The 18,624-nt window shown below is 71.8% G+C and carries 20 protein-coding genes and 1 pseudogene; 8 read left to right on the top strand and 13 right to left on the bottom strand.

The annotated features are described in order from the left end of the window. Positions 1-508: 508 nt before the first annotated feature. The 3 genes from LZ495_RS26850 to LZ495_RS26840 all read right to left on the bottom strand — a co-directional run bounded on the left by LZ495_RS26850 (position 509) and on the right by LZ495_RS26840 (position 2,532). Positions 509-769 carry a hypothetical protein gene (locus tag LZ495_RS26850; RefSeq protein WP_235055465.1) on the bottom strand — a complete coding sequence of 87 codons (261 nt, stop codon included), beginning with the start codon at positions 767-769 and terminating at the stop codon, positions 509-511. A 321-nt stretch (positions 770-1,090) separates the two neighbouring features. After that, on the bottom strand, positions 1,091-1,543 hold the full coding sequence (locus LZ495_RS26845) for a cupin domain-containing protein (RefSeq protein WP_235055464.1): 453 nt from the start codon (positions 1,541-1,543) through the stop codon (positions 1,091-1,093). 230 nt (positions 1,544-1,773) lie between these two features. After that, positions 1,774-2,532, bottom strand: a complete 759-nt coding sequence (locus LZ495_RS26840; protein ID WP_235055463.1) for a hypothetical protein — start codon at positions 2,530-2,532, stop codon at positions 1,774-1,776. A 358-nt stretch (positions 2,533-2,890) separates the two neighbouring features. Between LZ495_RS26840 and LZ495_RS26835 the strand changes: the two genes are divergently transcribed. After that, positions 2,891-3,541, top strand: a complete 651-nt coding sequence (locus LZ495_RS26835) for a class II aldolase/adducin family protein (protein WP_235055517.1) — start codon at positions 2,891-2,893, stop codon at positions 3,539-3,541. A 150-nt stretch (positions 3,542-3,691) separates the two neighbouring features. Here the strand turns inward: LZ495_RS26835 and LZ495_RS26830 are convergent, their stop codons facing one another. Then, positions 3,692-4,546, bottom strand: a complete 855-nt coding sequence (locus LZ495_RS26830) for an AraC family transcriptional regulator (RefSeq protein WP_235055462.1) — start codon at positions 4,544-4,546, stop codon at positions 3,692-3,694. Positions 4,547-5,002: 456 nt separating this feature from the next. Between LZ495_RS26830 and LZ495_RS26825 the strand changes: the two genes are divergently transcribed. Then, a complete protein-coding gene (locus LZ495_RS26825; protein WP_308268649.1) occupies positions 5,003-5,716 on the top strand; it encodes a SigE family RNA polymerase sigma factor in 714 nt (237 codons plus the stop codon). Beyond that, entirely contained in the window at positions 5,703-6,659 is a 957-nt protein-coding gene (locus LZ495_RS26820) for a DUF4232 domain-containing protein (protein WP_235055461.1), read from the top strand. The genes LZ495_RS26825 and LZ495_RS26820 overlap by 14 nt, the downstream gene beginning before the upstream one ends. 213 nt (positions 6,660-6,872) lie before the next feature. On the opposite strand, the gene LZ495_RS26815 is transcribed toward LZ495_RS26820, so the two are convergent. The 4 genes from LZ495_RS26815 to LZ495_RS26800 form a co-directional block, all read right to left on the bottom strand. Continuing rightward, positions 6,873-7,904: an ankyrin repeat domain-containing protein gene (locus tag LZ495_RS26815; protein WP_235055460.1), complete on the bottom strand. Its 1,032-nt coding sequence runs from the start codon at positions 7,902-7,904 to the stop codon at positions 6,873-6,875. 328 nt (positions 7,905-8,232) lie between these two features. Continuing rightward, entirely contained in the window at positions 8,233-8,562 is a 330-nt protein-coding gene (locus tag LZ495_RS26810; RefSeq protein WP_235055459.1) for a DUF1905 domain-containing protein, read from the bottom strand. A gap of 193 nt (positions 8,563-8,755) precedes the next feature. Then, positions 8,756-9,964 carry an RNA polymerase sigma factor gene (locus LZ495_RS26805; protein WP_235055458.1) on the bottom strand — a complete coding sequence of 403 codons (1,209 nt, stop codon included), beginning with the start codon at positions 9,962-9,964 and terminating at the stop codon, positions 8,756-8,758. A gap of 628 nt (positions 9,965-10,592) precedes the next feature. Continuing rightward, entirely contained in the window at positions 10,593-10,943 is a 351-nt protein-coding gene (locus tag LZ495_RS26800) for a YciI family protein (protein ID WP_308268648.1), read from the bottom strand. Positions 10,944-11,359: 416 nt separating this feature from the next. Here LZ495_RS26800 and LZ495_RS26795 point away from each other — a divergent pair, with 416 nt between their 5' ends. Next, positions 11,360-13,138 (top strand): hypothetical protein, encoded by a 1,779-nt coding sequence (locus LZ495_RS26795; RefSeq protein ID WP_235055457.1) that lies wholly within the window; start codon positions 11,360-11,362, stop codon positions 13,136-13,138. Positions 13,139-13,184: 46 nt separating this feature from the next. Here LZ495_RS26795 and LZ495_RS26790 read toward each other — a convergent pair whose 3' ends face one another. Next, complete coding sequence (locus LZ495_RS26790; RefSeq protein ID WP_235055456.1) at positions 13,185-13,637, bottom strand: hypothetical protein; 453 nt, start codon at positions 13,635-13,637, stop codon at positions 13,185-13,187. A 127-nt stretch (positions 13,638-13,764) separates the two neighbouring features. Beyond that, positions 13,765-13,971 (bottom strand): hypothetical protein, encoded by a 207-nt coding sequence (locus LZ495_RS26785; protein WP_235055455.1) that lies wholly within the window; start codon positions 13,969-13,971, stop codon positions 13,765-13,767. A 135-nt stretch (positions 13,972-14,106) separates the two neighbouring features. Here LZ495_RS26785 and LZ495_RS26780 point away from each other — a divergent pair, with 135 nt between their 5' ends. The 3 genes from LZ495_RS26780 to LZ495_RS44200 all read left to right on the top strand — a co-directional run bounded on the left by LZ495_RS26780 (position 14,107) and on the right by LZ495_RS44200 (position 14,973). Continuing rightward, entirely contained in the window at positions 14,107-14,304 is a 198-nt protein-coding gene (locus LZ495_RS26780) for a DUF4259 domain-containing protein (RefSeq protein WP_235055454.1), read from the top strand. A 109-nt stretch (positions 14,305-14,413) separates the two neighbouring features. Beyond that, positions 14,414-14,821 carry a hypothetical protein gene (locus LZ495_RS26775; protein ID WP_235055453.1) on the top strand — a complete coding sequence of 136 codons (408 nt, stop codon included), beginning with the start codon at positions 14,414-14,416 and terminating at the stop codon, positions 14,819-14,821. Between the two features lie 17 nt (positions 14,822-14,838). Further along, the gene (locus LZ495_RS44200; RefSeq protein WP_268823384.1) at positions 14,839-14,973 is read left to right on the top strand and encodes a hypothetical protein; all 135 of its coding nucleotides are present in this window, start codon (positions 14,839-14,841) and stop codon (positions 14,971-14,973) included. Here LZ495_RS44200 and LZ495_RS45370 read toward each other — a convergent pair whose 3' ends face one another. Then, complete coding sequence (locus LZ495_RS45370; RefSeq protein ID WP_372498653.1) at positions 14,974-15,162, bottom strand: hypothetical protein; 189 nt, start codon at positions 15,160-15,162, stop codon at positions 14,974-14,976. 447 nt (positions 15,163-15,609) lie between these two features. Between LZ495_RS45370 and LZ495_RS26765 the strand changes: the two genes are divergently transcribed. Further along, the gene (locus LZ495_RS26765; protein WP_235055452.1) at positions 15,610-16,476 is read left to right on the top strand and encodes a hypothetical protein; all 867 of its coding nucleotides are present in this window, start codon (positions 15,610-15,612) and stop codon (positions 16,474-16,476) included. Positions 16,477-16,599: 123 nt separating this feature from the next. Here LZ495_RS26765 and LZ495_RS26760 read toward each other — a convergent pair. Further along, positions 16,600-17,229: pseudogene (locus LZ495_RS26760) on the bottom strand (transposase); the annotation flags it as partial. A gap of 47 nt (positions 17,230-17,276) precedes the next feature. Further along, positions 17,277-18,599 (bottom strand): cation:proton antiporter, encoded by a 1,323-nt coding sequence (locus tag LZ495_RS26755; protein WP_235055451.1) that lies wholly within the window; start codon positions 18,597-18,599, stop codon positions 17,277-17,279. Positions 18,600-18,624 lie beyond the last annotated feature (25 nt).

Raw genomic sequence — 18,624 nt, 5'->3', positions numbered from 1 at the left:
GCCGGGGAAGATGGAGCGATGGACTCCCCGGACTTCCCGGCGGCGGGCTTTTTTCGGATGGGATGTCGCCTCGATGGCAGCGCACACCGAGGTGGCGTGCGCGGTCTTCGAGTTCGTCAGTACCTGCTCCTCTCCGCGCGCCGGCAGCCTCGGTAGCTTGGCAGGAGCCGGAAGACGGCCTATCCCGATGCGCTCCGACGGTCTGAGCCACAGCCACCACGGCAACCCATGCGTTCTCCCGCACCGGCCCGCGGCCCCACCCCGTCCGGTCCGCCTACCGCCCCCCGTTCCCGTCCCGCCAACGCTTCAGGTCAAACGCCAAGCTCAGACGCAACACCGGCACGCACACGCGCGCCACAGCACTATGCAGCCGTTCAGCGTCCGTCGGCGTCGGTGCGCGGCCTGTGGTCGGTGCCGGCGCCGGCCGTAGTGGCAGCGAAGGCCGCTCCGCAGAGCGGCCTTCAGGATGTGTCGCGGCTGTCGGAAGGTGGCCGGGATGGCAGTGTCGTCAGTGGCCTGCGGTTGTCGGCGGGCGGCATACCCCGTGCGTTCGGGACGTGACGTTCGTGCCGCTGTCGGCGGAGGCGTTCGTCGCCGTGGTGGCGGTGTTGCGGAAGGAGCAGTCCACGACCTCCTGTTCGGACAGGTCGTAGTGCTGCTGGTAGGTGGTCGAGGCGGCGGCCGGTACGGCGGTGGCCCCGCCGTGCAAGGCCAGCAGGACGCCCGCGGCGGCAGTGACGAGACGGCGTACGGTGGTTGCGGTCGGCATGCCTGCTCCAACGAGTCGTCGGTCTGTCCGGTAACGCCGGTGCTTGTACCGATATGGGGAGTGGTGCAGGCAGTGGTGGACCGGTCGACCCCGGCGTGCAGCGTGGGCCGGGTGCCGCTGCAGAAGAGGCCGGCGACCGAGGCGTCCCCGTCCGGCATCCCCGTCGCTGCCGCCGGAGCCGAAGAAGGGCGGCCACAAGCTGCCGGAGACCGGTTCGCGCATCGTTCCGTACGCGGGGGCCGCCGCCCGGGGATGCTGCCGGCCGTCGAGCCCGGCCATTTCTGCCGAGTCGACGGCCGCAGCCGTACCGGATGCCGTCGGTCAGCGTCCGTCGGCGTCCGGGGCGCGGTCGGCGTCGGTGCGCGGCCGGTGGTCGGTGCCGGCGCCGGCCGTGATGGCGAGGATGGACGACGGGCCGGTCATGTCGACGGTGTGCCACACCCCGGCAGGATTGACGGTGGCCTCGCCCGGGCCGAGCAGGATGCGTTCGGGCACCCCGTCCGCGTCGCGGGTGACCGTCACCGAGCCCGTGAGGCAGACGACCAGTTCGTCTCCCGCCGGGTGGCTCTCCCAGTGGTCGCCGTCGCCGTCCCCATCGAAGATCATCACCATGCGGCCTTCGGCGCCGTCCGACGCGGTCGCGGCACCGTAGGCCTGGAGGACTTCCGGGTCCCAGGCGAAACCCTCGACAGGGCGTGCGGTCGACCCCAGTCCCAGGTGCACGGGGGTGGTGCGCAGGTCGACGGACTTGAATGCGTTGCTGACGATTCTCATGCCGACGATCGTCCGCCGACAGCACTCGAGCGGTCTTGAACGAATGGGAACGGAATCCGGCCGCGGCGATCCGCGCACCGAGAACAGCGCGACGACGGACGAACCGACTGGGCTTGCCGTTTGACCTCCGAGGTCGGTGCCGCCGTCATCAGCGGTCACGCCTCCCGGGGATGTCGGTGCAGATGGATGCCTACGCGCAGGGAAGGTCCCATCCAGCCCCTCCCTGCCGTTCACTTGCTCCAGGGGTAGACGGGCGGCCATGGGTAGCCCAGTTGCTCGGCATGATGCGAGCCTCCCCAAACCTCGGCGGTAGCACGGGGATCGCCTGAGGTCAGGCGTGCTTCAAGACGCTCGGCCTGGTCCGATGGGGCGTCCGTGGTGATCGGGAGGTTCATCCCGAACTGGAGCCAGGGCAGTTCGGTGTCGGCCCGGCCGGCGGGATGCCTCAGGAGGACCTGGATTCGATCGGGCTCCTGGCGAGAGGCCCAGACGGCTTCCAACTCGCACTCCCAGCGCACGAGCCAGTCTTCGCGTCTCCTCAGGCCCGCTTCCAGCAGCCGTGCGACCGTTCCCGACGGCCACTCCCAACTGCGGTCCTGCTCAGCCCGCCGGACCTCGGTCTCGTACTGGCCTACGGCGAACCGCAACTCCGGCAGGTCGACGTTCGGATTCTCCAGGTCGCGCCACTGCGCCCAGACCACCTGATCCCCGTCACGACTGACCGTCATGTACAGAGCGCCGCAGCACTCCTCCACACCGCAGCCGGACCAGCCGATACGAACCTCGTGGGGTGTCACCGCGGCGCGCAACGGGCCGTCGTGGTCCAGCAGATACCGGGGACCCACTCCCAGGTACCAGGGGTCGCGACGGGGAGGGACCGCCTCGGCCAGGAGATCCCGGCCATTGACGATCGGGCGGACCTCTATGCCGCCCTCGCCAGGCGGTGGGCACACGATGTTCAGGCTGAGGAGGTCCGGGCCTGTGGTCATCGGCCAATGATTGCGGAGCCGGCTCGCATGTGTCGCCCGGCCGCAGCCACGGGCTGACGTCGACCGCGAGTACGAGCCGCCCGTCGGCGGCGCGAGGCAACCGCAGTCGCGCCGGCGCATCACGCAGACGGCCGACAGCCCGGTGTCGGGCGGACCATCCGGATCCGGCAGGAGCCGTGCGTGATCCTGCTGTCCGGGCGAAGGGCGCTCACCCGAAGCCTTACCTTGACGGCCGGTACCCGGCGGCGGGCCGGCCGGATCTCCGGGCGACGCAGCGCCCGCTGTGCAGGCCCTGCAACCCGACTGGGCCTTGCGGCCGGGGCCGCCGACCCGAGAGGAACGGGAAAACACCGTGCTCATGAAAGATGCCCGGGACGCGTTATGCGAGTACGGGCGCCGGACGGTCGAACAAGGCTATGTCGTAGGCAGTTCCGGCAACCTCAGCATCCGGGACGGCGATGTGGTGGCCGTGACGCCGAGCGGCGTCCAGCTCGACCGGCTCCGCCCGGAGGAATGCCCCGTGGTCGACCTGGAAGGCCGGGTCGTGGACGGATGCCTCGTCCCATCTTCCGAGACCCCGATGCACCTCGCGCTTTACGACACAGCCCCGGACGCGACCGCGATCGTCCACACCCACTCGGTGTTCGGCGCGGTCGTCGCGACCACACACGACGCGCTCCCGGCGATCCACTACAACGTGCTGGCATTCGGGGGCCGCGACGTGCGCGTGGCGGACTACGCGACGTACGGCACCCCCGAACTCGCCCTCAACGTCCGCACCGCGCTGGCCGGCGGCCGCACAGCGGCTCTGATCGCCAACCACGGCGGCGTCACACTCGGAACCGACATCGACCAGGTGTTCGAGCGCACCAGCGTCCTCGAATGGCTGTGCGAGGTCTACGTACGCGCATGCGGCATCGGCGGACCGCGCATCCTCGGCGACGCCGAACTCGAAGACGTCGAACGCCGCCTGAAGACCTACACCGTCGGCGGACGCCAGACCGCCTAGAACCATCCTCGGCGAGACGGACGCCGACGGCGGACCACCCCTGATCGCGGCCGCGTGACTCTGCGCATGAGAACCAGGAACGCCTCGACAGGGGGCTCGAGCTCTGTCGGACGCACGAACGGACGCAACGCCGGCACCCCTCCTCGGCGGCTACCCGTCCCCGAGGAGGACTTCGCTGCGCCGCCAGGCCGTCGGCGAGAGGCCGGTGAACTCGCGCCAATCCCGGACGAGATGGGCCTGGTCGGCGTACCCCGACGCGGTCGCGAGGTCGGCCCACGGGAGCGGGCTGCGCGCGGTCGCCAGCGAGTGCGCGTGCGCGAAGCGCAGGACCCGCGCGAAGGTCTTCGGGGACAGCCCCAGTTCGCCGCGGAACCGGTCGGCGAGGTACCGGCGGCTCCAGCCGAGTTCCGCGGCGACCTCGCCCACCTGGACGCGTCCCCGCGCGGCGACGAGGCGGCGCCACGTCTCGGCCACCTCCGGACGCATCCGGTTCACGGGGTCGCCGCCGGTGCCCCGCTCGACGGCCCGGAGCAGCAGCGCGTCCAAGGTGCCGAACCGCGCCGGCCAGGTCGTCGCGGCCCGGAGCCGGTCGACGAGTTCGGTGCCCAGCGCGCCGAGGACGTCCTCGAGCGGGACGAGCCGTTCGGCGAGCTCACCCGCCGGCATCCCGTAGATCGCCCGCGCCCCGAGCGGGGTGAGCGCGATCTGCACGCCGTGCTGGCGTCCGTCGTGGTGCACCGCGACCGAGCGCCGCATCAGCCCGCCGGCCACACCGCCGAAGCGGGCAGCCGGCGACCCGTCGCCGAGGCCCGCCCCCATCTGCATCGTGTCCGAGAGGCTGATGACCGCGGTGAGCATGCCGCTGGGCGGACCGCAGTGCACGCCCGCGGGGAATCCGCGGAGGTCGAACCCGACGTACCCGTCGACGTACCGCCGCAGTGCGGGCGCCGGACGCGCACCGATCCCGACGGGCTTGCGGGCCCCGGCAGCGGTGGGATCGTCCATGCGTACGAGTGTACGAGCCGGTGAATCGGCGGGAGCGTCGCTGCGCATGGCCTCCGGGCCGCTCGCAGCGCCTCCGTCCGCTCCCGGAAGTCCGGTACGGCACAACCGCGGCCACCGTCGCACGGCCGATACGTCGACAGTCGGCGCGCGCCGGGAACCTTGCGGAACCCTGCGGCCGCATCGGTGCGCAGACGCCGCCGGGACATGCGCACATTCCTGTCCTTCCATCCCTTCCACGAGTCGCACGAGTGCCGCGCGTTCCGCTGCAAGCGACGCTGAGCAGCCTCCCCAGCCACCGGACCGACTCGAAGCGGCACCGCTGCGCCCTTCCGATGCCCTTGCTGCACCTGCTTGTTCGGATTTTCGGGCCGCGTCGGGAATGCCGCCGAAACTCCCTGCCGAGGCGTGCAACGCAAACGTGCCGGTTGTGGGTTTGGGCGGGTAGGGAGGTGCGGGTTGAGACCTGATGACGCAGCCGCGTTCCACGAGTTCGTGCAGGCGCAGTGGCCCCGTCTGGTGCGGACGGCGTACCTGATGACCGGGGACCATGCCGAGGCGGAGGACGTGGCGCAGACCGCTCTGGCGAAGGCCGGGGCGTCGTGGCGCCGGATCCAGGCCACGGAGCGGCCGGACGCGTACGTGCGGCGGATCCTGGTGAACTGCAACAACAACCGGTTCCGGCGCAAACGGCCGTCGCTGCTCTTCGGGGACAAGACGCCTGACGTCGCCGTGCCGGATCCGACCGTGCGGATCGACCAGCGCGACGCGCTGCGCAAAGCCCTGCTGAACCTCCCGCCGCGGCAGCGGGCGGCCGTCGTGCTGCGGTACTGGGAAGACCTCCCCGAAGCGGAGGTCGCACTCGCCATGGGCTGCTCGGTGGGAACCGTCAAAAGCCAGGCCGCGCGCGGGCTGGAGAAGCTACGAGCCGACCCAGCGCTCGCCGATGCCGCGCCCAGATACCAGGACGGCAACCCTGCGGCACACACAACCACGACCGCAACCGGAGCCGTGGCAGGGGCAGAGGCAGGGGCAGGGGCCGAGACCGGAACGGCGTACCTGCCGGACTGGGACGCCCCGCAGAACCTGCAGCTCCCGCACGACCGGCAGAGCCGCGAAGCACACCGCCAAGCCAGGAAGGAAAGGAAGGAACCGCAGTATGGACGCGCCTGATCCGCATACGCACGGCACCGACGGCACGCCGGGGGAGGACTGGCTGCGTACGCAACTGAGCATGCACGCCGGTGACGTCCTCGTCCGGCCGCCGGACCTCGCGTCCATCGATTCCCGCCGCCGCGGCATCCGGCGCCGCCGGGCGAGCATGGCCGTGTGCGCGGTGTCGGCGGTGACCGCCGGCGCGGTGGTGGCCGCGGTCGCCCTCATGGGCAGCGGCGGCGACGAGGCGCACCTGGCGAACCCGCCCGCGACCATCGCAACTTCGCCGCCCGCCGAGACCGGCCCCGCCCAGCCGCCGACCACGGGCCCTGCTGCGACAACCGCCCCCGGAAACCCGTCCCCGAGCGGTACGCACCAGGGCGGGACGGCGACCCTGCCCGCGCTGCCGCCCGCGACCCCCGGGCCGGGTACCGGCACCGGGACGGCGACGCGGCCGGCCACCGGAGCTCCGAACACCGGCGCCCCGAACAATTCGGGCGGCGGCACCGGCGGGACGAACGGCACCAGGTCCTGCGCCAGTTCAGACGTGTCGGTCGTGCTGAGCGGTGACGCGCAGCGGTCCGTCCGGCACCTGCTCATGACCGCGACCAACACCAGCGCATCGGCCTGCACCCTGCACTTCTACCCGGACGTCGTCTTCCACGGCGTCGTCCACGACTCCATCGGCCCCATGGAGTCGCCCGCCGCGGCGATCGCCACCCTCGCCCCCGGCCAGAAGGCCTACTCCGGGATCTTCCTGTACCGGGCGAACGAGTCGCTGGAGGCGTCGCGGTCGATGGCGGTCAACCTGCGCGACGCCGTGAACGACGGCTACACCGGCAACCCGATCGACCTGTCGCTGCCGGAAGGCTGGCAGGCGGTGAAGTTCGGCCCCAGCGCGACGTCCACGTTCTGGAACACCGACCTCGCGGCGGTCAACCGCTACCTGTACGCACGCTGACCCGCCGGGAGGAACGGCCAAGGAGGGCCGGGCATGTGAAGCGCGGTCACGTGAGGGGCGGCAATGCGCTCGGCGACCGCCGAACGGTGTCGCGCCGCCCCTTCTCAGCTTGCTGTTCGACCTGTCAGCCTCGGTTTCATCCCGATGTTGTGGCGGCCGGGGCCGACAGCCTTCGCAGCTGCTTCCACCCCACCGGCGAGGACATGGCCGTACTCACCGCGCACCTGGCCTTCGCGTGACGACCTTCATCCCGGCCAGCTCCTGGATGAGCCCGCGCCCGTCGCCGAGGGCGTCGTCCCCGCCCTCCATGTCGAGGCGGTGGATCGTCGGGTCGTCCGTGCACTGCTCGTCCAGGTCGGCGATGTACCAGTGGTAGTCGCCCTTCTGGCCGATGCCGTACCAGGCGCGCTGCTCGCGGAAGTACCCGTTCTCGATCTCTGTGCCGTAGAAGCTGACGACGGCATCGGAGTAGTCGTCGACGCGGACGTCGCCGGTCGTGAAGGCGACGGCGAAGAGCCGCTGCGCCCACTCGGGCACCTGTCTCTTGCCGGCCGGTGTGGCGACAACCCAGTCGATCGGCGCGAACTGGTCGGGCACCTGCCCGCCGAGTCGTCCGAGCTGTTCGATGACGCGCTCGCCAGGGCCGCCGGCCGGCGGTGGCGGCACCGCGCCGGCGTCCCACAGCAGTTCGCGCAGCACCCGCGTGCGCTCGGAGTCCCCCTCGACGAGGGCCAGCGGCGTCTGCGTGGGCGACAGGGCGATGTTCGGATTTGCGCCGGCCGCCAGCAGCAGCCGGATGCACTCGGTCTGCGCCAGCGTCAGGGCTTCGTCGAAGGTCAGGCACTGGAAGCAGACCCCGAGCGGGGTGTCGTCGTCGGAGTCCACAGCGCCGAGGTCGGCACCCGCGTCGATGAGGAGCCGTACGACGGCAGGGTCCGGGATGCTGCCCATCGTGAGGCTGTCCACGGCGACGTGCAGCGGCGTGGAGCCGGCGAGGAACACGGCCTCGCCCCCGTCGGCGAACCAGCGTTCGGTGACGGCTTCCTGGGTCGTCGCCGCACTCGGGTCCGCGCCCGCTCCCAGCAGGGCCGCAACGACCTCGGCGGACCTGGCCGCCGCCGCCAGATGCAGCGGCGTGACCCCGGAACCGTCGAGCGGCCCGAGTATCGCTCCGTCCTGCAGCGCCTGGTTCACCGCCGCCGAGTCGCCGGTCGCACAGGCCTCGGCAAAACTGCCCGTGGACATCCGACTCCCCCTTCGTCGCCGGGTTCTGGTCATCCGCCAGGACCCGGCGGCACGATACCGCCTCGGCGCAAGCGCCTGGATGGGGCGCCCCGCCCGTGGGAAGCGGTCTGCCCCTGGCGAGTATCGGACCGGAAAGCGGTACACCGAGGCCGCGCCGCGGTGTCCGGCTCGGGGAGCGTCGGTGCGCGCACTCCGGGTGCGGATTTCCGTGTTCGGGTCGTCAGGGCTCCTCCGGGTCGTGGACGGCCATCCGGGCCCGGTCGGCGACGCGACGGCCGAGAATGTGAAGTGCCGACGCGGCTTCTCAAGGACGCGGGGTCTCGGGTTCTCAGGTGAAGCGGCGTTCCAGGCGGATGGTGACGGTGTCTCCCGGTTCCTTGCCGAGGGTCTTTCGCAGGGCGGCCTTCAGCGGGAGCATGTGCGTTCCGCCGCCGACCGGGAGCATCGTCGCCTGGAACGGGTGTCCGTCGACGGTGCCGGCGATCTTGACGGCCTTGCCGGTGCCGAAGAAGTCGCGGGAGCCGGGCATCACCACGCACGCCCAGCCGCTGGTGCCGTCCTTGGTGATCGCGCCGGTGAACGTCGTGTCGATCGGCTGCCCCGGTGCGGGCGCAGAAACGGAAGCCGAAGCGGCTGCGGATGCGGTGTTGTGGGGCATGGGGATCGGTCCTCCTGGGTGATGTGCCGGACGGGACGAACGGGTGCGGCGTACCGCGGGGGGCGCGGTACGTCCGGCGCGATACGTCCGGCGCCGGTTCGGTGTCCGTGCGATGTCGGGGCACAGTGGTGTCGGGGCGGTGTCGGGGCGGTGTCGGGGCGGTGTCGGGGCCTGCGGTGGTGCGGATGGGCCGTCAGTGCAGGGCGTCGAGGCGGCGGCGCAGGTAGGCCCGTTCGGGTTCCGTGCCGGCCAGGGCGAGGGCCTCGCGGTATGCGGCTGCGGCGTCGTCGCGGCGGCCGAGGCGGCTGAGCAGGTCGGCGCGGGCCGCCTGGTACGGGTGGTAGGCGCGCAACTGCGGTTCCCCGGCGAGTTCGTCGAGGAGTGCGAGGCCGGCGCCGGGTCCGTCGCGCATGGCCACGGCCGCGGCGCGGTTGAGGGCGACGACCGGGGACGGGGTCAGGGCGGTGAGCACGTCGTAGAGGGCGACGATCTGCGGCCAGTCGGTCGAGGCGACGCCGTCCGCCTCGTCGTGCAGCGCGGCGATCGCGGCCTGCACGCCGTACGGGCCGGGCGGGCCGCCGGTGAGCGCGGCGACGGTCAGCTGCTGCCCCTCGGTGATCATCGTGCGGTCCCAGCGGGTGCGGTCCTGCTCGTCGAGCATGGCCAGGGCGCCGTCCTCGGTGGTGCGGGCGTCGCGCCGGGCGTGGGTGAGGAGCATGAGCGCGAGGAGCCCGGAGACTTCGCGTTCGGCGGGCAGCAGCCGGTGCAGGATGCGCGCCAGGCGCAGGGCTTCCTCGGCCAGGTCGAGGCGCTGCAGTTCGGGGCCCGAACTGGCGGCGTACCCCTCGGTGAAGACCGCGTAGACGACCTGGAGGACGCCGGGGAGCCGGTCGGGGAGTTCGTCCGCGCCGGGGACGCGGAACGGGATGCGGGCCTCGCGGATCTTCTTCTTCGCGCGCACGATCCGCTGGGCCATCGTGGCAGTCGGCACGAGGAACGCCCGGGCCACCTCCGGCGTGGTCAAGCCGGCCAGGCAGCGCAGCGTCAGCGCGATGCGGTCCTCCTCCGCGAGCGCCGGGTGCGCGCACGTGAAGAACAGCTGCAGGCGGTCGTCCGGGAGGCCGCCGTCGGTACCGGCGGGCGGCGCCGGGTCGGCGCGGTCCGCCTCGACCTGCAGGACGGCCAGCCGTGCGGCGTACGCCTGGTCGCGGCGCAGCCGGTCGACCGCCTTGCGGCGGGCGGTGGTGAGCAGCCAGGCGCCGGGGCGCGACGGGACTCCGTCGGCGGGCCAGGTCCGCAGCGCGGCCTCGACGGCCTCGGACGCGGCTTCCTCGGCCAGGTCCAAATCTCCGAAGCGGCGAACGAGGGAGGCGAGGAGCCGGCCGCGTTCCTCACGGAACACCGACTCGACGGCCTGCCGGGTCGGGCTGGGCTCGGCGGGTGCTCCAGACCCTGCTGACTCCCCGGGCTCTCGTGACTCCGCGCGCTCTCCGGGCTGTTCGGGCTCTCCGGATTGGCCGTAGTGGCCGGGGCGACCGGGCTTGCCGGTCGGACGAGCCTCGAGCTCGTCGTCCGCCGGTTCGCGACCGTCCTCGCACCCCTCCCCAAGCCCGTCCTGATCGGCGTCAGGCCTGTCCACGGGATCGTGCGCGTGGACGTCGTCGTGGTCGTACGGGTGGTCGCCGGTGTCATGGGGCGTGTCCGGTCCCGAGGAAGCTGCGTCCCCGGTGCCCGGGGGCGGCGAGGGGCGGCCGGGCGGCCTGCCAGGTGACCCGCCAGGCCCCGGGCCGGCAGATCGGTCGGCCGCCCGGCCCCGCCGAGGGTCCGGGGCACCCCCGGCCCCTGCTCCCGACCCGGCGCGCCCGGCCGGATCCCGCCCGTCCGGGCCGTCGAGGCTGCCGGTACGGGCGGGACGAGCAGACCGGTCCGGTCCGCCCGGGCGGTCGTCGCGGCCCCGATCGGGATCGTGACGGGTTGAGTACGCGGGACGGCCCGTCGCGCCGGCTCCTGCGGTCGTGCCGTCCGACATGTCAGTCCCCGAAGTCGGCGATCGGGCGGACCACGATGTTGCCGGTGCCCAGGGCGCCGGGGCAGCGGGCGGCCCAGTCCAGAGCGACATCCAGGTCGGGCACGTCGATGACGTAGAACCCGCCCAGGACCTCGCGCGTCTCGGCGAACGGGCCGTCGGTCACGGACCGCTTGCCGTCCGCGGCGACGCGCACGGTCGTGGCGGTGACCAGGTCGGCGAGCGACTCGCCGGACACGAAGATGCCCGCGTCCTTGACCTCCTTGTCGTACGCCATCCAGTCCTCGACGGTGCATTCGGCGGCGCCGCCGTCGGCGTCCGCCGATCCGGCGTTGATCAGCAGCATGTACTTCACGGTCCTGCTCCTGTCGGTTCCGCGGATCTGCCGACCCGCGGGCCGGCGCGTCTCAGGCGATCAGTGATCAGTGATCGATCGTGGTTCTCGACCGGGCGGTCGAGAACCGGGTGAGATGCCCCGGCCGTGCTGTCCTGTTCCTCGTGCGGCGGGTGCCGCACACCATGACGACGAACGGGACCCGGCCGGATCGACACCCCGGGGCGATCTTTTCCCGATTTCTTTTTTCTCCCGCACCGACAGGCCGCCGACACCCGGCCCTGCCCGGCGTCGGCCAGACCGATCCGCGCCTGTGTTTGCCTCGATTCCCGGCCACGAAGCCACGAGGGGGCTCGGGCATGGGCAACGGGCGCAGCACAACCGGACGCCGAAAAGCGCAGGCCACCGGGCCCGGCCCGCAGGCAGGATGTCGTCCTGTGGATGCAGACGGCGCAGACGGCAACGGGCGCAGCGACCGCACCAGGACTGACGTCCTGCACGGCCTGGCCGCCAACGAGGCGCTGCCGCCCCGGCTGCTCCTGGCTCTGATCGCGGTCGCGGACGCCGATACAGCGCTGACGCTCGCCGCCCGTGCGGACCTCGACCGCGAACAGGTCCTGGCGCTGCTGGCACGCGCCGCAGCGATCGGCGCCGCCGATCCCGAAGCACCGGGTCGTGCCGACGCACTCGTCGGCCCGACCACCGGCCCGACCACCGACGAGACCACCGACAAGACCACCGACAAGACCACCGACAAGACCACCGACAAGACCACCGACAAGACCGCAGACCCCACTGCAGACCCGACCGCAGACTCGATCGCAACCCGGATCGCCGACCAGATCGGTGCGCAGCTCGCGCGCTCCCGACACCTGTCCGTCGCCGACGTGGATCCTTGTACGCGGCCGGACACGGCACTCGCGATGCTGGACGAGGGCTGCGGCGCCCCGGACTGGGCAAGGTGGTTCGCCCGGCACCCGGACCCGGCGCGCCGGGAGACATTGGCCGCCTGCCCGGGGCTTCCCGGCGATGTGCAGGACGTGCTCGCCGCCGACCCGGTGGTCGCGGTCGTCGCCGAACTGGCCCTGTGGGCGGACGCGGACCTGGCGGTGCGCCTGGCGCAGCACCTGCATGCCGAGGTCCGCTCCGCGCTGGCGTGCAACCCGGCGACGCCGCCGCAGGTGCTGGCCGTGCTGGTCACCGGCGAAGGGCTGCCGCCTGCGGAGGCGTGCCTGGTGTGCGACGTTGAGGACACGCCGCTCGTGCACGATCCGTACTGCCCGCGGCCCGACTGCACGCTGCCGCCGGGAGCGGCGTGCGACGGATCGCACGAGTCCACCGTCCGCGTCACCGTGTCGCGGGCGATGGAGAATCCCGCGACGCCGACCGACGTACTGCTCGGGTACGCGGACCACCCGTCGGCGTGGCTGCGGCAGGCGCTGGCGGAACGCCCCGACCTGCCGCAGGAGGCCGCGGTCCGGCTGGCCGAGGACCCGGTTCCGGGCGTACGCGGCGCTCTTGCTCAGAATCCGGGGATCGACGCTGCCGTGATGCGGATGCTGGCCGCCGACCGGGGACACGATGTGCAGCGCCGGTTGGCGCACAATCCGCGGGTGCCGCTCGACGTGCTCGCGGAGTTGGCCGTGTGCTGCCGGATCGGGCCTACGCTGCTGCCGCGGATTGCCGCCGCCGCGCCGGACGAGATCGCCGAGCTGGCCGGGTCGCCGGTCCCGGAGGTCCGCATGCTCCTGGCCGAACGCCGGGACCTCCCGGACGTGATCCGCGATGCGCTCGCGGAGGACCGGGACGCGAAAGTCCTCAAGTCGATCGCCGGGCACCCCGGCCTGGCGCCGTCCCGGCTGCGGAGCATGGTCGAACGCTACGGCCCGCAGGTCGCCGCCATGGTCGCCGCGAACCGGGAGACCCCGTCCGGTCTTCTGGAGACCTTGGCCCTGCAGAATCCGCCGTCCCGCAAGGCACTCAAGGCGATCGCCTGCCACCCGCAGGCGACCGGCACGGCACTGCTCGTATACCTCGGGGACGCAAAAGCCCGGCGCCACGCCGCCGGCCATCCGGCCCTGCCGCCGGACACCATCGTCGTACTCCTCGCCGACCCCGACCGGGAGGCAGCGGAATCCGCAGCCGCGAACCCGTCACTGCCACCCGACGTGATGGCAGCACTCATCCCCCCGGCCCCCGGCCCTGCGGCGCAGTAACGCAAAGCCCGACCCCTCACCCGCCCCCGGCCTCGGCGCGCCGCCCCTACATGTTGGTGGAGTCGAAGTAGACGACACCACGCGCCTTGTCGAGCAGCAGCGACCACGACGAATCCGCATCGACCTGCCGCACAAGCGCCTCGTCCTCGCACCACGTGCTGCTCTTGCCCACGGCTGCGACCAGCGGCTTGGGAACGTTGCCGGGGGTGACGCCGCACGTGGCCCAGGCATACCGGCCGGCGAGCCTGTCCAGGTCGCCTGGAGACAGCGTTGCCACACCGACGACCCTGACGTCCGTCGGCCCGGGGACGTCGACGCGCCCTGGGACGGAGCCCCATGCCGAGCCGATCCAGGTCACCTCGGCAAGCGTGCCCAGCTCGGGGAAGCGCGTCTCGACAGGGCCGCGGTCGGTCCGGACGTCGGCGACGTCGTAGGCGTGGACCGGCTTGGACTTCTCGGCCCCGCAGGAGGCAAGAACCGCAACCACGGCGGCAACCACCGCCACGTTCCTCGGAATCGGCGTGCGCCTCATTCGCTCCCCAGTGCAGACGCCCGGAACCCGGAACAACGCGACCGTCACGATCCGGCGTTCCCGGCGCCGCCCTCCCGAGCGGCGCCGGCACACACTACTCGGCCAGTCCGGCGTACCGCCTGCATGCCGCTCGATCAGCGGGGAGGTTGTACGGGCTGAGCATCATGCTGAGGTTGCCCCATCGCCAGGTGGCTGCAGCTAGATCAGCCAAGCCGTGCACGACCTTGCAGGTCGCCTCGTCGAGTTCGTCGGACGAGGGCAGCGGTCGCGGCGTGACCCCGCCGGAGGCGACGTGGAGCACCGCCGAGGACGCCGCGAACGCCGACGGCGGCCCCGGCGCACGTACGACGTCCAGGCTGATTCGGGCTTCCCATGGCTGCGTCGGACGTCGGCGGTACGGTCTCGTGCCAGCCGAGTGATCTTGAAGGGAACAGCCGTGGGTTCATGGGGGACGGGCCCGTTCGACAGCGACAGCGCCGCGGACTTGGTCGATGTGGTGGGTGCGGCAGATTCGGACGGCGCGGTGGCCTTGGTGCGTGAGGCATTGGACCGCGTCGCGGGCGGGCGCGGGCGGCACTACGGCGGCGAGGCGGTGGCTGCTGCGGCGCTGGTGGCGGCGACGTGCCTTGGCTGAGGCAGTCCCGTCGTTGGCTCCCCATGAGTTGCTGGAACCTGTTCGAGGTACCCCGTAGCATCGTGACGCGGTCACCCGCGTCCAGGAAAACGCCAGGGAGACGCGGGTCATGAAGGTGTTGTGTGTCGGTACGACGGGCGCTGACGCCCCCGCCGAATTCCTGCGGCTCTCGGGGAACCGCCCAGAAGCCAGGTTCAACATCACATTGGGCCGCGAGTACTACGTACACGCCATGGCCCTGTGGGCATCCGGGTTGGGTGTCCTGGTGATCGACGACACCGGCAAACCCAATTGGAAACCGCTGGGAATCTTCGAGGTGGTGGATCCTCGGCTTCCGGCCAACTGGGGTTTCGCGGAGCTCGACCCGACGGCGTACGTCCGCGCTTTGTGGGGCTATCCGACGCTCGTGCGCGATATCGGACACCACGACCAGCTGATCAACCGCAGCAGGTCGGCCTTCGCGGTGATGAAGCAGGAGTCCGAAGGTTTTCAGCTCGACTCCCCGCCCGCGCGATGACGCGAGGCCCGAAGGGCATGACCGCCGAGGTCTTGGCTGCGGCGAAGAAGCGGGGCCCGGGGCAGATCGAACTGGCTGTGCTGTGGATCAACATCGAGGCGGGGCGCCAGCCGGACCGGTTCGGTGGTGCGAGGCCCGACGGCGGAGGCTGATCACGCGGCCTCGCGCTGAAGGACGGCCTCCGAGCCGGCGGTGCGGGTCTTGCGCCGTCGGGTCAGGCGCCGGGTCATCAGCGTGATTGCCGCGAGCGTCAGCAGCGACTCGGCGTGTTGGACGAGGCGTTCGTAGCCCCGGGCGTGGCGGCGGGCATGCATGATCCAGGCCAGGGACCTCTCGACCACCCAACGCGGCAGGACGACGAACCCGACCTGTTCTTTGGGCCGGTTGACGGCCTTCAGCGTCAGCCCGAGCCACTTCCTGGACCAGTGGACCAGTAGGCGGAGTCGGCCCAGCAGATCGAGATCTCGGGGTGCATCAGTGTCTGTGTCTGAACCCCGCCGTGGAGCGCAGCCGAGCTGCAGCCCTCACGAGCCCTTCGAATTCCCCGTTTCGCGACGAGGGCAGCCCTCATTGGGGCCGACCTGGACGGCTTCGTCGATCAATGAGGGTGGTACGCCGAAAGGGTTTGTCATGGGATCGGGATACCGACGATGATCACCTCATGACAACCAGAAAGGGCCGTGCCCTCTAGGTGCCCCGTTCCGCTCTCCACCGCTCGCGCGCCGCCGATCGCCGCTTACCGCAGCGACCGACCGATGCCGTGACCGCCTAGCCAGGAGAGCCCACTCGTGCAGAAGACTGCCCTCATGCCCTATGCCCGCCTTCCCCGGGCGCACCACGACCACCACGTCCTGACCAGTACCGTCGACGTCTTCGGCGCCGCGCACTGGCTGCTTGCCGAACACGCTCCCCAGCCTGGTGGCGACGTCCTGCCGTTCGACGCGCTGGTTGTCTCCGTCGATCCGGGCGGCAGCGTCGAACTCACCGAGCTGAGTGCCGTGCGGGCCCGCTGGCCGCAGCTGGACCGCCTGCCCGACGGCGGGTTCGTCGTCGCCGCGCCGCGGGCCCGGCGGTTCGAGGACGGGGACCAGGTCCAGGTCTTCGACGCGCTCGGTCGGGAGACCGCGTCGTTCTCCGTCGGGGACGCCATCGAGCACCTGCTCGTCGACGAGACCGGCCGTATCTGGGTCGGGCACTTCGACGAGAACCCCATCGGGATCCGCCGCTGGAGCGCCACGGGCCGACTCGCCTGGACCTCCGACGGCGCCGGCATCCCCGGACTCTTCGACTGCTACGCCCTGAACGTGTCGGGCACCGCCGCCTGGGCGTGCCCCTACACGGACTTCCCGCTGGTCGAGATACGCCCCGACCGCGCCGACCAGCCCGTCAAGATATGGGCGAACCGCATCGGCGGTGCCCACGCGGTGGCCGTCCACGGCGAGCGCGTCGCCTTCTACGGCGGCTACGGCGGGAACCGAAACCGGCTCGCCTACGCGGAGATCACCGGAACGTCCGTCGAGCCTACGGACGTCGCCCTGCTCACCCTGCCCGACGGCTCTGCACCCGGCCCCCGGCGGATCGTCGCCCGGGGAAGCAGGATCTACGTCCAGGCCGATCCGTTCATCGAGTGGAGCGTGTTCGACCTCAGCCGCTGACACCCGGCACGGGAAGGACCAGTTCGCCTAGTCGCCGAGGATCCGGCGCCACTCCTGAGGCCCGACGGTGACGGGTGATCAGGCGGCCTTGGGCTGGAGCAGGGACGCCGGGCTGGCGGTGCGGGTCTTGCGCCGCCGGGTCAGGCACCTGGTCATCAGCGTGATCGCCGCGAGCGTCAGCAGGCTCTCGGCGTGTTGGACGAGGCGTTCGTAGTCCCGCGCGTGGGGGCGAGCGTGCATGATCCAGGCCAGGCTTCTCCCTACGACCCAGCGGCGGGGCAGGGCCACGAACCCGACCTGTTCTTTGGGCCGGTTGACGGTCTTCAGGGTCAGCCCGAGCCACTTCCTGGACCAGTGGACCAGATGTCCGCCGTAGGCGGAGTCGGCCCAGCAGATCGAGATCTCGGGGTGCATCAGCCGGAGCCGGAAGAGGACTTCCTTGGCCGCGACGCGGTCGGGGGTGTCGGCGGGGTGACCACGACGAATAGCAGCAGGCCGTGGGTGTCGACGATCAGGTGCCGCTTGCGTCCGTTGATCTTCTTCGCCGCGTCGTAGCCGCGCGAGGCCCGGCTGACGGCCGCGGCGGCGGGAAGTCCCTGGGCAGCGCCCGCCATTTGCAGCCGGTGTCGACGACGTAGTGGATCGCGGCGACGACTTCGCGGCGCGGGTGCTTCTCCGGCCGGTCCCGGCCTGCGTCTCGCAGGCCGGGACCGGTAGCAGCGGTTCGAGCAGCGCCCACTCGGCGTCCGTCATGTCTGGGGGGCGGCCGATGGTGCGGGGTGGCGATGCGGCCGGTGTTTTCAGTCGTCCGCCGGGTGAGGGCGCTGCGGCCTGTCGTCTTGTTCGGGGGTCGGTTCGGGGGCGCCTTCGCGCAGGGTGGGGGTGGTTCGGGCGGTGTGGGCGTGCCAGGTGCTGTAGCGGGTGGCGAGGGGGATGGCGGTGAGTCCGTGCAGGAGGACGCTCAGCCCGACGGTGACGGCGACCACCTGGCCGAGGAGTTCCACGCCGGGGACGCCTTCCTCGACGACGAGCAGCGCGAAGACGATCGAGGCCAGGCCGCGCGGCCCGAACCAGCCCGCGTACAGGACGGTGGGCAGGCGCAGCCCTGTGCCCAGGAGGGACAGGGCGACCGGGATGATGCGGACGACGGTGAGGCTGAGCAGGGCGTACAGCACGATGCGCCAGGTCAGGTCCTGCAGGGCCGGGCCGAGCAGGACGGCGCCGAAGACCAGGAAGCTCACCGCGGTGAGGAGTTCGCCGAGTCGTTCCGCGAACTCGGCGGTCGCCGTCGGATCGGGGCGGGGCTCGCGGTCGCGCGGGGTGGTGCGGCGCATGGCTGCGGCGAACGCGAAGCCGCCGACCCATGCGGCGATGAAGCCGCTGCCGTCGACCGCGACAGCCGGGAAGTACGCGGCGGCCGCGACCGCGAGGATGAACACCTGCGCCCATCCGGTGGTTGCCCACCGCGCGGCTTGTGCGCGCGGCAGCAGTGTCCCGCCGACCAGGCCGACCGCCGCGCCGATGGCGGTGCTGAGGACGAGTGCGCGCCAGAAGGTCCCGGCGGCGCCTTCCTCGGCAGCTGCGGTGCCGGGTACGCCGGCGAGGAAGAGGACGAAGAACGGCAGGACCATGCCGTCGTTCAGGCCGCTTTCGACTTTCAGGCCGTGGCGTACCAGCCGGGGGACCCGCGGGTCGGCGATCGAGGTCTTGCCCAGTGCGGCATCGGTCGGGGCCAGGATCACGCCGACCAGGGCCAGTTCCCACACGGTCAGGCCGGGCAGCAGCGGCCAGGCCAGCAGCCAGCCTGCGCCGATGGTGAGCAGCAGCCCGATCGTCAGCAGCCGCAGGGGGACGAACCCTTCGGTACGCAGGTCGCTGCGACGCACGGTCATCGCGTCGGTGAACAGCACGACGGTCAAGGTGGCTTCGACCAAGGCCAGGACGGGTCCTGCGTCGTGGGCGAGGTCGATGAGGCCGAGAGCGAGGGGGCCGATCAGCAGGCCGATGCCGGTGAAAAGCATGGCCGACGTGATCGGGGTGGTCGTCAACCGGCGCGAGCACAGCGCGTATCCGGCCGTCGCGACGGCTGCTGCGGCGCCTGCCCAGGCGCTGCCGCCGCTCACCGTCCGTCCTCGGCAGGTGACTTGG

This window comes from Yinghuangia soli, assembly GCF_021502675.1.
GTDB lineage: Bacteria > Actinomycetota > Actinomycetes > Streptomycetales > Streptomycetaceae > Yinghuangia > Yinghuangia soli.
Note: the sequence above shows the minus strand (reverse complement) of the source record. Positions and strands in the feature narration are given on the sequence as shown.

Excerpts from the sequence above, each read along its gene's own strand:
- LZ495_RS26820 (WP_235055461.1), top strand. The coding sequence starts at position 5,703 with ATGGACGCGCCTGATCCGCATACGCACGGCACCGACGGCACGCCGGGG.
- LZ495_RS26810 (WP_235055459.1), bottom strand. The coding sequence starts at position 8,562 with ATGCCCCACAACACCGCATCCGCAGCCGCTTCGGCTTCCGTTTCTGCG.
- LZ495_RS26830 (WP_235055462.1), bottom strand. The coding sequence starts at position 4,546 with ATGGACGATCCCACCGCTGCCGGGGCCCGCAAGCCCGTCGGGATCGGT.
- LZ495_RS26850 (WP_235055465.1), bottom strand. The coding sequence starts at position 769 with ATGCCGACCGCAACCACCGTACGCCGTCTCGTCACTGCCGCCGCGGGC.
- LZ495_RS26775 (WP_235055453.1), top strand. The coding sequence starts at position 14,414 with ATGAAGGTGTTGTGTGTCGGTACGACGGGCGCTGACGCCCCCGCCGAA.
- LZ495_RS44200 (WP_268823384.1), top strand. The coding sequence starts at position 14,839 with ATGACCGCCGAGGTCTTGGCTGCGGCGAAGAAGCGGGGCCCGGGGCAG.
- LZ495_RS26835 (WP_235055517.1), top strand. The coding sequence starts at position 2,891 with ATGAAAGATGCCCGGGACGCGTTATGCGAGTACGGGCGCCGGACGGTC.
- LZ495_RS26815 (WP_235055460.1), bottom strand. The coding sequence starts at position 7,904 with ATGTCCACGGGCAGTTTTGCCGAGGCCTGTGCGACCGGCGACTCGGCG.
- LZ495_RS26845 (WP_235055464.1), bottom strand. The coding sequence starts at position 1,543 with ATGAGAATCGTCAGCAACGCATTCAAGTCCGTCGACCTGCGCACCACC.
- LZ495_RS26840 (WP_235055463.1), bottom strand. The coding sequence starts at position 2,532 with ATGACCACAGGCCCGGACCTCCTCAGCCTGAACATCGTGTGCCCACCG.